The sequence below is a fragment of the Brunnivagina elsteri CCALA 953 genome, from assembly GCF_002289455.1.
In the GTDB taxonomy this organism is placed as follows: domain Bacteria; phylum Cyanobacteriota; class Cyanobacteriia; order Cyanobacteriales; family Nostocaceae; genus Brunnivagina; species Brunnivagina elsteri.
Genome location: NZ_NTFS01000166.1, coordinates 1 through 13,741 on the forward strand (window position 1 = coordinate 1; position 13,741 = coordinate 13,741).

Genomic DNA, 13,741 nt, shown 5'->3' on the forward strand with positions numbered 1-13,741 from the left:
CTAATAAACCAATACCAATTGTAATTAAATTATAGGTACTCCACAACCAACCTAAACCAATACCTTTTATTTGTAGGTTAATATCTTGGGGAATAGTTGTTAATATCATAGACATACCTAAATTTCTCCACAAACTCAAAGATGTTGCAATGAAAAGAATAATTAAAGGTAAAGCTAAATTCCAATTAAAAGTATAGCGGTTACTGACCATTCCCTTCGGTGTAACTTGAAAACCTTTGGAGAAGGGATTTAGCATTACTTGAATTACAGTGAATGCTAAGGGAAAGCACAAAATTAAAGAGTAAATATCTGATAAAATTGCAGAACGAGATTGGTTATTTAACCACGAAAAAACTGTTAGATTAACTAGATAATAAGGTAGAAAATAGAATATTAATTCCGCAGGAGTTGAACGAATAGGAATTACTCCTAAAAAGGAATAAGCGAGGGGCATTATTAGGAAATAAACTCGTGAAATACTAGTAAACCAATGTAGTAATCCTTCGAGATGGGCTAATCTTTGAATTAAGTTAAGTCCAGGAATTGTCAAGGGATTCGATTTAATAAAAAAGCCTTGTAGAGTTCCCCTTGCCCAGCGTAATCTTTGAGTTGCATGTGCAGAAATATTCTCTGCTGCTAAACCCGCACTGAGTTTTTCATCTAAATAAATTAAGCGATAGCCATTTGCTGATAATTTAATTCCTGTAAAGTAATCTTCGCTCAAAGATTCGGTGACAAATCCACCACTTTCTTGTAATGCACTGCGACGAATAACAAATGAAGTTCCCGCACAAACCACACTATCAACACCATCGCGAAGTGGTTGTACCTGTCGATAAAATACTTCTTCTTCGGGGATAAGAATATTTTCTAACCCAAGGTTTCTAGCAATTGGATCGGTATTATAAAAAGTTTGGGGAGTTTGAACTAAAGCGACATTTGTATCTTGAAAAAAACCAACTGTACGGGTAAGGAAGTTTGTTGTGGGAATAAAATCAGCATCGAAAACAACTATTAATTCACCATTGGTTTTAGTTAGAGCGTGATTTAGATTTCCGGCTTTAGCATGAATATTTTCCTCTCTACTAATATATTTACAACCTAATTCTAATGCTAATTTTGCCATTTCCGAACGATTAGTATCATCGAGCAAGTAAATTTGCTTGTTAGAATAGTCTAATGCTTGGCAACCAATAATTGTACGTCGCAAAATAAAAGCTGGTTCATCATATGTTGGAATAAAAATATCAACTATAGGATTAAATTTATTTTCCAGCACTGCAAGGGAATTAATATCAGCTTCCCTTTTACGCTCTTTCACATTTAACATTAAAAATAGCTGGATTATGCTGCCAATTAGCATTATCATCTCTAGGAGAAATAAACCAATACTGAATACACCATTTAAAGGGTTAATTAGGTTTAGGGTTGAGAGACTTCGCCAAATTACATATCGCGATGTTAATATGATTAAAATGCTAACAACAATTCGGCGTGACCAAATACGAGGTTGGGGAGAAATTCGCATTATACCTAACACGAATAATAATAAAAATATCGTTGGAGCAAGTAGATATTTCCCCCTCACCATTGGCAGATCTAACCACATTGGTGGGTTTTGTTGGAGAATATTGGCATGTTCAAAAATTTGACTAATACGGTGTTCTCCAGCAAACCAAGCCGCAGCTACTATTGCCGATAATATGACAGTTCCTAGTAAAATTAATGTTGGCGATCGCATTGAAAATATTTGCTTGTATCTCAGTTTTGCTAAAGTTTTAGGCGATATCTTAGGTACTATTTTAGGAATTTTGGATTTGGAATGTGATGTAGACATTTTTTGATAAATTAATTGTACGAAGAAAATAATTGACTTGATTATTTGATACCCATGCTTTTGCTCAAAATTTGGTTTTCAGCAATACTACACAATGCAGATAGTGTAATTTTTGCATGTCTTAATTAATAATAGTTAAATTATCTCAAAATTTGTTAATTACTTATACGCAAAAGTATTATTAACGACAGTAATTCAGCTTCGTATTTCGTGTATTCCAATCTCAATGCAGAAATGGGAATGCTCAAATACTAATTGACGCGATCGGAGTTTTAATTAAAACAGACTGAAAATCAGTATGAGAAAATTTAAACAAATTCTCAGCTTTTACTCATTCTTTTGTGCTTTAAAGAGATTAAGCTTTAAAGAGATTAAATGGTATTTAGTCAATATATTCATGTTCCCATAACTATTAAAAAAGTATGAAATTTAGATTTGTTCCGGTTGTTGCGATCGCACTATTATTAATGGTTAGTTGTTCTAGGGAAATAAGTTCGACAAGTTCGACTTCAACATCAAGCGAAACATCATCAACAACAACTCCCACAACGAGAAGTAAAGCGTCAACAGCAAAAGTAGCGAGCTTCGTAGCTGCGGAACACCCAACGGAAGGCTATGCAAGGATTGTGAGTGAGAATGGGAGACGTTTTGTTGAGTTTGACAAAAGCTTTAAAACAGATAATGGTCCTGATTTGTTTGTAATCCTATATCGTAATTCATCGGTTCCCAAAACTGGTGTTAAAGAACAAGATTATGTGCAACTTGCGGCTTTAGAAAAAACAAATGGTAGCCAACGTTACGCTATTCCTAAAGATGTGACATTAGCAAATTTTAAATCGGTGGCAATTTGGTGTCGTCAATTTAATTCAACTTATGGATATGCAACATTAAGTAGTTAGTCGAGATATTCTAGTAAAATGTGGTTATTGAAGATTGCGATAAGTATAGCTTAATGCTGGAGACATATCGCATAATCTTTAATTACAAACTGAGTTACAAAATTGATTATCCATCAAATCGAACTATTACCCACTTCACGCACCACATTCAAAAACTTTTCGACAGTTGGAGATGTATTATTTCTACGCCAAATTACATTCAGTTTAACTTCTATTGCTAGTTCCTTCGTAGGTTTAATCGGTTTATAAATTACACCTGTACGCTGTAGATTTTGTAATGATGATGGGACAATTGCCACACCCATTTGTGCTGCGACCAAACTTACTATAGTCTGCATTTGAATTGCTTCTTGAATAATTTTTGGACTAAAACCAGCCTGCTGACAAAGAGAAATAATTGTATCGTAATGTCCCGGTGAAAAACTACGTGGAAATAAAATAAATTGCTCATCAATTAATGACTTTATTGGAATTTCAGCTTTACTTGTAAGTCGATGTCCTTCGGGTAAAGCTATCACTAAAGCTTCGCAAAATATTGTCTCAGTTTCAAATATTGCTTCCTCAATTAAATGATGGGAAAAACCAGGACGAAGGAAACCGACATCAATTCGTCCTCCCCTTAAAAATTGCCACTGTTCATCGGTTGCAAGTTCGTTTAATTCCAATTTTACACCCGGAAATTCTGCACGAAATCGCCGCAATATCTCTGGTAAAATACTGTATGCAGATGAACTGACAAATCCTAACACTAATTGTCCCATTTCTCCACGGCTGGTTTGTCGTCCAATTTGTATAGCTTGTTCTAACTGTTTAAAGATTTTTTTGACTTCTAACAGAAAAACCTGTCCAGCTTCGGTTAATTGAACTGAGCGTTTAGTGCGTTGAAACAGTTGAAAACCAAGCTCTGTTTCCAGTTGACGGATTTGCTGACTTAAAGGTGGTTGAGCGATGTGTAACTTTTCCGCAGCATGTCCAAAATGTAATTCTTCAGCAAGAGTAACAAAGTAGCGTAGATGTCGCAGTTCCATAAGAGATGAGATTATCGGGTAATAGTTAAATACTGGCTTTTGATTCCTAATTTCTGATTCCTAACTCCTAACTTCTTCCAAGACTAATATTTTATATGTATTAATAGGTGCTAAAAAATATATTGGACAGATACATTGAAATTGTTTACTCTGATTAATAGAAGTAATGAGTATTTTGTCAGGTTGAATCTGTTCAAAAATTACCCAAAATTATCTATCTGTACTGAAGTGCAGACTACAAAATAATTTTATGTCTACTAATACTTGGGATACTGCTCTCTATGAGGGCAAACATGCTTTTGTGTGGAAATACGGAGAAGATTTACTAAATTTACTTTCTCCACAACCAGGAGAAAAAATTCTCGATTTGGGTTGTGGAACAGGGCAACTGACTGCAAAAATCGCTGAAACTGGTGCGATCGCATTGGGAATTGATGCTGATGCAGCTATGATTGCGGGAGCAAATGCGAATTATCCTAATTCAGATTTAAACCCAGATTTAAATCTAAACTTAAATTTTGCTGTTGCTGATGCAGCTTCTTTTAAATTTGATACGGCTTTTGATGCGGTTTTTTCTAATGCAGTGCTGCATTGGATACCTGATGCTGATGCAGTAATTCGTTGCATTTATCAGGCACTTAAGCCAGGAGGTCGTTTTGTGGCTGAGTTTGGTGGTAAGGACAATGTTAAATTTATTACTAGTGCCTTAAGTGAGGCTTTGGAAGAGATTGGTTTTGATTCACAAACATTAGCTTCACATACTTCCGCTTGGTATTTTCCTAGTATTGGGGATTATACAACTCGTTTAGAACAGCAAGGATTTGATGTTATTTATGCTGTATTATTCAATCGTTCGACTGCTTTATCTGATGGTAATGCGGGTTTGCGAAATTGGTTATTGATGTTTGCTAGTCGGTTTTTATCCCAACTTTCCCACGAACAGCAAAATCTGGTTATTCAAAAAGTTGAGCAGCGTTTAAAATCCTCCCTATACCGAGATGGGGTTTGGAATGCTGATTATCGACGGATTCGTGTTGTTGGCATTAAATAGACACTATATTTCTCATTGGGATAGAAAAATTAGGGCAAACAGCCGTTTGCCCCTATGCTATTCTCGGCACACAAATATTTATGTATAAAGGCATATTGCAAAATGTATTTAACTCAACTGAAAACCTTTATATCTCAGAAAAAATGTAGAAATATAATGAACAAATATGTTTCTACAAAACAAATTTTTTACTAATAAATCTATATTTCTCTAATCATGCTTGATTTGAATTCACAATTAATTTCACACTCATTACTGTTGAATCTATTTTTGTTTTTTATAGCTATTATTGCTGGTGCTATCAATGCTATTGCTGGTGGTGGTGGATTGATTGCTTTTCCTGCGTTAATCATTGCGGGAATTCCGGCAATTTCTGCGAATGCAACAAATACTGCTGCAATGTGGGTTGGAACTGCTGCGAGTACTTTTGCTTACCGTCGAGAGATGTCTTTGGGAAAGCGTGAGTTTTTATATCTAACTACTGCCAGTATTTGCGGAGGTATTTTTGGTTCTTATCTGCTTTTACACACTTCTCCGTCTAATTTTGCCAACTTAATTCCCTATTTGATGCTAACTGCGACGGTATTATTTGCTTTTGGGAAGAAATTTAATGCTTGGTTGCAAAGTCGATTTCAGATTCCCCTCTGGTTAGCTATTATGATTCAACTTGCTATAAGCATCTATGGTGGTTATTTTGGTGGTGGTGCTGGTATCCTCATGCTTGCTATTCTGGAAATAATGGGTGTGAAAACGATTCACAACATGAATGCTATCAAAAGCTGGTTAGCGACTAGTTTAAATGCTTTTGCCTTGCTGCATTTCATTTTTGCTGGTATTGTTGTTTGGTTTCCAGCGATTTTGATGGCGATTGGTGCTTTAATTGGTGGTTACGGAAGCGCATTTTTTGCACGTCAAGTTAATTCGGAATGGGTACGTCGTTTTATTATTGGAATTGGAATAATGATGACTAGTTATTTCTTTGTGAAATAATCAGTTTGGATTTTTGAGCTAGGAGTTATGAATTATTCTTTTTCAAATCGGGAATTAGAATTAAAGATAGAATTGAAAAGAATACTCGCAGATTCCCCTGTAGGTGAGGTGTTAGCGGAGATTCCTAAACTTAGCCTTCCGAATTGGTGGTTAGCTGGTGGTGCTGTTCGTAATACTGTTTGGTGTTCAATTTTTGGCAATGATTGTAAACTAGTTATTAAAGATTTTGATATTGCTTTTTTTGATTTAAATGGTAATCGAAGTCAAGAATTAGCAGCTAAGGAAATTATGACAAATAATTTTCCTAATTATGAATTTGATATTAAAAATCAGGCTAGTTTTGCTCGTTGGCGCAATGGGAGAAGAACTTATTCGAGTACGGAGAATGGTATCATGAATTGGTTACATACTGCTACTGCTGTAGGGGTGAAGATGAATTTACAAGGAGAATGGGACTTTTTTATTCCTTACGGTTTGGATGATTTATTTAACGGTATTATTTACCCAACTCCTGAGCATATGGACAATCCTGATGCGAGTAATAAATCTGTGGAATTTTTACAAAAATGTCCTTGTTTGAAAGTCAGAAATTAGCATTTTTAAAGTTTATATTATGATGTTGGGTTACGCGATGCAGTGACTCCCCAACCAAGGTTTAAGAAACCGGGTTTCTCTTTATCCTAGTATGACTATCTTCGATGCAAAACTAATAAGAAACCTGGTTTCTCCCATCATCGAATGTTTGATACAACGAATAATTATTCAGGTTCTCGCGTTTAGAGAGAAATTGGGTTTCTGGATTATCCCAACTATTAGATATTTCGCATGGGGGAAGAAACCCAATTTCCTGAGTTTTCCTGACTGCGATAAGCTTGACTTTCAAGACAGTTACTACAAACTCGAAAATAAATTCAAGAAAGATATATAAGTTATCTATATTCATCAACTAATAGATATCATGTTCAGTATGCTATAGTGCATCATATAAATGATAAGTTATTATTTATGTGATGTTTATTTTTTAGTGAATAAACATAGAGATTTACAATTAAATCTATATAATTAGACTTAATTTCTTTTTAAAATATCGATTACTATTATTTTGAGATAAATATAGGTATTAACTGATTTTTTAAGTGTGTTCTTGAAGTACAAGTATTGAATTTAATCGCTCACTCCCATGAATGAATTAATTCTAATTGTAGATGATGATGCTTTAGCAAGAATACAATTGCGAGAACTTCTTTTGCAAGCAGGATATCAGGTAGCAGAAGCTAGCGAAGGTGAACAAGCATTAGCGATATACCAAGAGTTAAAGCCTGATATGGTTTTGCTAGATGCTTTGATGGAAGGAATGGATGGTTTTACTTGCTGCGAGTTGTTGCGTACTCTTCAACCAAATCAAGCTACGCAGAATATTTCTAATAATCCAGCTAATAATAATCAAGTCAAGAATGTTCCAATTTTAATGGTTACAGCCTTATCAGATCAAGCATCAGTGGATAGAGCATTTACATCCGGTGCTACAGATTATATTTCTAAACCAATCCACTGGCAGGTATTGCGTCAGCGTGTGCATCGTTTGCTTGAAGGTAAGCGAACTATGGAAGAATTGCATTATCAAACCGAACAGTCAAAGCGACGGGAAGCGCAATTAATGATGGCTTTGAAGTCGGCACAAATGGGTATTTGGGACTGGAATATTGCTGAGGACAAGGTTACATGGTCAGAGAATAAAGAAGCACTGTTTGGTTTGGAAAAAGGCACTTTTGAAGGGACTTATGACGCATTTTTGCGTTCCATCCATCCACAAGATCGAGATATAGTAATTAATACAATTCAACAGACAGTGGAACAGGCTACAGAATGCGACATTGAATTTAGGGCATTATTACCTGATGGAACTATTCGCTGGATGGCTAGCAAAGGTTTAGTGTTTCGTGATGATTCAGGTATGGCTGTGGGGATGTCTGGGGTGGATATGGATATTACGAAGCGCAAAGAAACTGAGTCTGCGCTGGAAGCGTATGCAAATCGCCAAGCACTTGTGGCAGAATTGAGTCAATTAGCGCTTGCTGGGTTGGATTTAACAACGTTGATGCAACAGGCTGTAAATGCGATCGCAACAGTTTTAAAAGTTGAGTTTTGTAATGTTTTAGAATTACTCCCAGAGGAAAATAATTTCTTACTGCGGGTTGGTGTGGGTTGGGAACCGAAATGTGTGGCAAAGCTGAAGATTGATTCCCAGTTCGTAGATACCCTGCTAGCAAGCGAAAGTATTATTATTGACGATTTTACAACTGATACCCGCTTTACTCCCCCCGATTTACTTGCCTTTCACAATATCGTTAGCAGTGCAAGTGTTTTAATTCATGGAAGAGAACGCCCATTTGGGGTTCTGGGGACATATACAACCACACCCCGCGATTTTAGTCGCGATGACATTTATTTTCTCCAATCTATCGCCAACCTCCTCGCAGCCGCCATAGAACGTAGATTGACAGAGGAAAGATTACGCGAAAGTGAAGAACGGTTTCAAATTGTGGCACGGGCAACAAATGATGCAATTTGGGATTGGGATTTACAGACAAATCGCCGATGGTGGAATGAAAGTATCCACACTTTGTTTGGTTATCCCCCCCAGTTAGTTGACCCATACATAACTTGGTGGCGCGATCGCATTCACCCCAACGATAAGCTCCGTATCATATCAGATATTCAAAATATTATCGATAAAGGACAGCAAGCTTGGTCTACTGAATATCGCTTTCGCCGTGCTGATGATTCCTATGCTTATATTCTTGACCGTGCCTATGTTGTTCGCAATAGTACAGGAAAAGCAGTCCGTGTGATTGGGGCAATGATGGATATTTCCGAACGCAAGCGGGTTCAAGAGCAATTACAACGGCAAAACTTGCGATCGCAATTATTCGCAGATTTCACCCTGAAAATTCGGAAATCATTACAAATTGAAGACATTCTCAGTACCAGTGTCACCGAAGTCCAAAAATTACTCAACTCCGACCGCGTACTCATATTAAGGCTACGCTCAAATGGTACAGTAACGGCAGTTCAAGAAGCTGTAAAATCAGGCTTTCCCGTAGTCTTAGGGCAAGATATCATCGACCACTGTTTTAGTGAAAATTATATCGACAAATATCGCCAAGGACGCATCAGCGCGATCGCAAATCTTGAAACAGCAGATATTCAACCCTGCCATCGACAATTTCTCCAAAAATTCGCTGTCAAGGCAAACTTGATTGTGCCAATTTTGCGACAAAACCAACTCTGGGGACTTTTAATTGCCCATCAATGTGCTAATACCCGCGAATGGACAAGTTGGGAAATTGAACTACTGCGACAACTCGCAGATCAAATTGGGATTGCCCTAGCTCAAGCCAAATTACTCGAACAAGAAACCTTACAACGGCAGGAACTCACTCGTTCTAACGAAGAATTACAACAATTTGCCTTCATCGCTTCCCACGACTTACAGGAGCCATTACGAAAAATTAAAGCATTTGGCGACAGGCTCAAAACCACCTGCGGACATATCCTTCCCCCACAAGCAAATGACTATCTCGAAAGGATGCTGAATGCAACCCAACGAATGCAAGCTCTAATTGAAGACTTATTAATCCTATCGCGGGTGACAACAAGGGCACAACCATTTGTAGCTGTAGACTTATTGCAAATTACACAAGAAGTTTTATCAGATTTAGAAGTTCTAATTCAGCAAAACGGTGGAAAAATAGAACTTGGTAACTTACCAATAATCAATGCCGATCCTTTACAAATCAGACAATTATTACAAAATTTAATTGGTAATGCCCTGAAATTTCACCTTCCCAACAAAGTACCCACAGTCAGTATTTACAGCGAAATTACTACAGATGAAAATGGCAAAGAAATATGCCGTCTTTCAGTGGAGGATAACGGGATTGGATTCGATCTAAAATATTGCGATCGCATTTTTCAAGTCTTCCAACGCTTACATGGACGTAGCGAATATGAGGGTACAGGTATCGGTTTAGCCATTTGCCGTAAAATTGTCGAACGACATCAAGGAAGTCTGACAGTCCAAAGTCAACCAGGAGAAGGTGCAAAATTTATTGTTACTTTACCGATAAATAGTTAAACGATTCATCAGTCATGGAAATTTAGGACTACTAGTACCGCTTGGCGTAAATATGCCTACCATTTAGGGCTTGAATTTAGTCCTCTAAAAGAGGACTTTCGCTATTAGACAGAGGTTTATAACCTCTGGCTCTCTGGCTGTGACGGGTTTGGTATTCACAATAGTCGGTTTACTTGCGCCGTGTGGTACTAGATAATAATTATTAATATTTATTAATAATTTATATTTTTTGTACATACTTATACAGCTAATTCTGTGTCAAAAGCATAGCTTATTCGTTTGGAGATGTTACGTGTCAGTTCACTAAAACGTCTTCTAGTAGTGTATTCAGGCAATCTTAGGTATTAAATTATTACAGAGTTTTCCGAATAAATACACCATACTTGTATCAGTTAAGTCAAAAATGATATCTAAGTAAAATCGTGATTTAATCGTAGATAAAAATTTCTGTGGAAGAAAATGGGTGAATTTTCCTCATTCTCTGCATTTTTCTACTTTATGAAGGTTTATCATACCCACATCAACAATAAGAATAATTATCTGAATATTTACTTTTTTATTGCGATTTAATGCTTAATTGACACTTTTAGCAACAAACAGGAGAAAATTCACAGTGATACGTCGGCAAACAACCGTCAGGATTTTATTAGCAGATGATGATGAAGACGATTGCATGTTAGCACGGGAAGCGCTAGCAGAAAGCCGATTGTTAAGCGAACTGTATGTAGTCAGAGATGGGGAAGAATTGTTGGATTATTTATACCATCGTGGTAAATATGCTAATCCTAAGAGTTCTCCCCGTCCAGGATTGATTTTGCTCGACTTAAATATGCCCAAAAAAGATGGTCGTGAGGCTCTCAAAGAGATTAAAAATGACCCAAAACTCAAACAAATACCAGTCATTGTACTGACAACATCAAAAGCTGAAGAGGACATATACCATACATACGATTTAGGAGCGAATTCGTTTATTATTAAACCGATGGACTTTGAATCATTGGTTGAAGTAATGCGAACTATAGGTAAATATTGGTTTGAAATTGTAGAATTACCGCTTTAAATTGGCGAGGCAACATGAAAAACAGCCTAATCGAAGTTCTTCTAATCGATGATGACGAGGACGATTATATTTTAATTCGCGATTGGTGTAGTGAATTTCAGGTTCTAGGTTGTAAATTAGAATGGGCGAGTAATTACAAGACTGGTATTGATCTCATAGCCAAAAATCAACATGATATTTATCTAATTGATTATCGCTTAGGTGAAAGTAGCGGCTTAGAACTTTTGCGTATAGCTGTAGCCAATGGTTGTTCATCACCGATGATTTTACTTACAGGTAAAGGCGATCGCGAAATCGATATTCAAGCAATGCAAGCTGGTGCAGCCGATTATTTAGAAAAAAGTAAATTAAATGCCTCCTTACTAGAGCGTTCTATACGCTACGCTTTAGAACGTAAACGTGCCGAACACAAAATTCGCCAACAAGCTGCATTACTCAATGTTGCTACCGATGCCATATTTGTGTGTGACTTAAACAATCAAATACTTTTTTGGAACAAAGCCGCCGAAAAGTTGTATGGATGGAATGAACAACAGGCAATTGGTAAAAATATTCTCCAACTTTGGCAAGAAAAAAGTTTATTACAAATACAATCAGCATTTAATCTGCTACTCAAAAATGGCGCTTGGGAAGGAGAGTTAAGACAAACAACAATGTCCGGATGTGAAATTATCGTTGAAAGTCGCTGGACACTGGTATCGGAATTTGAAGATAAATCCCAAACAATTCTCGTAGTCAATACTGATATTACTCAAAAGAAACAATTAGAATCCCAATTTTTTCGTGCCCAACGTTTAGAAAGTATCGGTACCCTGGCAAGTGGAATTGCCCACGACTTAAATAACGTCCTCGCACCGATTTTAATGACAGCACAGCTTTTAGAATCCCGTTCCCACGACGAGCGCAGCAAAAAACTATTACCAATCTTAATATCCAACGCCAAACGTGGAGCAAGCCTCGTTAAACAAGTATTATCATTTACAAGAGGCATTGAAGGTGAAAGAACACCACTACAACTCAAACACCTGATCAACGAAATTCAGCAAGTCATCAAAGAAACCTTCCCAAAAACAATTTTCCCCATCAACCAAATACCCCAAGAATTATGGACAGTTTCCGGTAACGCTACCCAACTCCACCAAGTCTTAATGAATCTCTGCGTTAACGCTCGCGATGCCATGCCAGACGGCGGAAAATTGACCATAGAAGCGGAGAATCTTTTTATAGACGAAAATTACGCCAAAATGAATATAGAAGCTAAAATTGGCAACTATATATCAATCACCATTCGCGATACAGGTACTGGTATCCGTCCCGATATTGTAGACCGTATCTTTGAACCATTTTTTACAACCAAGGAACTGGGAAAAGGGACTGGGCTGGGATTATCAACCGTTTTAGGAATCGTCAAAAGCCACGGTGGATTTATTAATGTTTACAGCGAACCCAGGAAAGGTAGTAAATTTCAAGTCTATTTACCCGCACTGCAAATCCCTGAAACTATCGACGATGATGACAACGACATCCCCGAAGGTAATGGTGAATTAATCTTAATCGTCGATGACGAAGACTCAATTCGCGATGTCACCAAAACTTCACTCGAAACCTTTAACTACAAAGCCATCACAGCTAGGGATGGTATTGAAGCGATCGCACTATATGCCGAACATCGCGACGAAATCTCTGTTGTCGTCACTGACATGGTAATGCCATCAATGGATGGAATCACCACAATTCGTACCCTGCAAAAAATCAATCCCACTGTCAAAATTATCGCCGTTAGCGGACTTGCTTCTAGCGAAAAAATATATGCTGTCACCGAAATTGGAGTCAAAGCCTTTTTAGCCAAACCCTATACTGCCAAGCAACTACTGGAAACAATTAGTACAGTCCAAAATCAGCATTAGGGAACACCAACAAATTAGGGCAAACAACCGTTTGCCCCTACAGAAGACTCACTTCTTCCCATCTTCACCAACTTTAGGAACCCAACCTGGAGTATCTGACGCTTCCCAACCTGCGGGACGTTTTGAGTTATACCAGCCAATCGAACCAAGAATTGTAGCTGCTAAGAATCCTCCAATACCCACAACAGTCAAAGCTATCTTCAGATAAGAGTCATAGGAAGCTTTATCTATAACTGCAAGTAAAAATTCCATAGAAAAACCATAAATTTTATCAAAACCATATTACAAAATATTACTGCTTAATGGGAAAAGGACAAAGGGAGAAAGGGAATAATTTATAGAGGTTCTCGGTTACATCCAATACACTGTCCTAACCCCACCCCTTCCCTACAAGGCTATCCATTAGTCACATCTTTCTTAATAAACCTGGAATTCATATAAGTAGAGACTTTGACGGTTATACTGTAACATCAAGGTTGACAAATAAACAAAGATGTGGGTATCGATGAAAAGGTGTTTGTAGACTCTACAGTCCCGTTCATCACTCTAGGTAGTTTGCTGGGCTAATTTCCAAGTTGCGGCGATATCGTGTAATCGTCGCAATCCTCTCCAAATAGTCTTAACTCCTGGTTCTCCATCGCTTTTACGGCATAAAAAACCACCGAGACTAGCAATCATGCGTATAGCTTCCCTCAAAGTTGGTGGCTTTTCTGGTGGAATTGGATTTTTAGAAACACTAACACATAAAGATTGCCATTCAATAGTATCTAAAACAGTCTCACAACTAATATCTGGATTATGTCTTGATTCATAAGTTAGCCACAATAAACG

Annotated in this window: 12 protein-coding genes; 7 read left to right on the forward strand and 5 right to left on the reverse strand. The window is 37.3% G+C overall.

The features are described 5' to 3' along the window. A partial coding sequence (locus tag CK510_RS15460) for a glycosyltransferase family 2 protein (RefSeq protein ID WP_211293204.1) occupies nucleotides 1–1,837 on the reverse strand: 1,837 nt, incomplete at its 3' end. Nucleotides 1,838–2,259: 422 nt separating this feature from the next. Here CK510_RS15460 and CK510_RS15465 point away from each other — a divergent pair. Next, nucleotides 2,260–2,736 carry a DM13 domain-containing protein gene (locus CK510_RS15465; RefSeq protein ID WP_095722554.1) on the forward strand — a complete coding sequence of 159 codons (477 nt, stop codon included), beginning with the start codon at nucleotides 2,260–2,262 and terminating at the stop codon, nucleotides 2,734–2,736. 113 nt (nucleotides 2,737–2,849) lie between these two features. Here the strand turns inward: CK510_RS15465 and CK510_RS15470 are convergent, their stop codons facing one another. Continuing rightward, on the reverse strand, nucleotides 2,850–3,764 hold the full coding sequence (locus CK510_RS15470) for a LysR family transcriptional regulator (RefSeq protein WP_095722555.1): 915 nt from the start codon (nucleotides 3,762–3,764) through the stop codon (nucleotides 2,850–2,852). Between the two features lie 250 nt (nucleotides 3,765–4,014). Here CK510_RS15470 and CK510_RS15475 point away from each other — a divergent pair, with 250 nt between their 5' ends. From CK510_RS15475 to CK510_RS15485, 3 genes are all read left to right on the forward strand, one after another. Then, nucleotides 4,015–4,815 carry a class I SAM-dependent methyltransferase gene (locus tag CK510_RS15475; RefSeq protein WP_095722556.1) on the forward strand — a complete coding sequence of 267 codons (801 nt, stop codon included), beginning with the start codon at nucleotides 4,015–4,017 and terminating at the stop codon, nucleotides 4,813–4,815. 270 nt (nucleotides 4,816–5,085) lie between these two features. Then, on the forward strand, nucleotides 5,086–5,805 hold the full coding sequence (locus CK510_RS15480) for a sulfite exporter TauE/SafE family protein (RefSeq protein WP_245912170.1): 720 nt from the start codon (nucleotides 5,086–5,088) through the stop codon (nucleotides 5,803–5,805). A 27-nt stretch (nucleotides 5,806–5,832) separates the two neighbouring features. After that, nucleotides 5,833–6,399 (forward strand): nucleotidyltransferase family protein, encoded by a 567-nt coding sequence (locus tag CK510_RS15485; protein ID WP_095722558.1) that lies wholly within the window; start codon nucleotides 5,833–5,835, stop codon nucleotides 6,397–6,399. 112 nt (nucleotides 6,400–6,511) lie between these two features. Here the strand turns inward: CK510_RS15485 and CK510_RS31795 are convergent, their stop codons facing one another. After that, nucleotides 6,512–6,688 carry a hypothetical protein gene (locus CK510_RS31795; protein WP_158224908.1) on the reverse strand — a complete coding sequence of 59 codons (177 nt, stop codon included), beginning with the start codon at nucleotides 6,686–6,688 and terminating at the stop codon, nucleotides 6,512–6,514. Between the two features lie 297 nt (nucleotides 6,689–6,985). On the opposite strand from CK510_RS31795, the gene CK510_RS15495 reads away from it, so the two are divergent. The 3 genes from CK510_RS15495 to CK510_RS15505 all read left to right on the forward strand — a co-directional run bounded on the left by CK510_RS15495 (nucleotide 6,986) and on the right by CK510_RS15505 (nucleotide 12,910). Then, nucleotides 6,986–9,943 (forward strand): PAS domain-containing protein, encoded by a 2,958-nt coding sequence (locus CK510_RS15495; RefSeq protein ID WP_095722560.1) that lies wholly within the window; start codon nucleotides 6,986–6,988, stop codon nucleotides 9,941–9,943. A 673-nt stretch (nucleotides 9,944–10,616) separates the two neighbouring features. Further along, nucleotides 10,617–11,003: a response regulator gene (locus CK510_RS15500; RefSeq protein WP_373695810.1), complete on the forward strand. Its 387-nt coding sequence runs from the start codon at nucleotides 10,617–10,619 to the stop codon at nucleotides 11,001–11,003. A 14-nt stretch (nucleotides 11,004–11,017) separates the two neighbouring features. Further along, nucleotides 11,018–12,910: a hybrid sensor histidine kinase/response regulator gene (locus CK510_RS15505; RefSeq protein WP_095722562.1), complete on the forward strand. Its 1,893-nt coding sequence runs from the start codon at nucleotides 11,018–11,020 to the stop codon at nucleotides 12,908–12,910. 48 nt (nucleotides 12,911–12,958) lie between these two features. On the opposite strand, the gene psb35 is transcribed toward CK510_RS15505, so the two are convergent. Then, on the reverse strand, nucleotides 12,959–13,162 hold the full coding sequence (gene psb35, locus CK510_RS15510) for a photosystem II assembly protein Psb35 (protein WP_095722563.1): 204 nt from the start codon (nucleotides 13,160–13,162) through the stop codon (nucleotides 12,959–12,961). Between the two features lie 294 nt (nucleotides 13,163–13,456). Beyond that, the coding region (locus tag CK510_RS15515) for an IS4 family transposase (protein ID WP_281257040.1) at nucleotides 13,457–13,741 on the reverse strand (285 nt) is incomplete at its 5' end.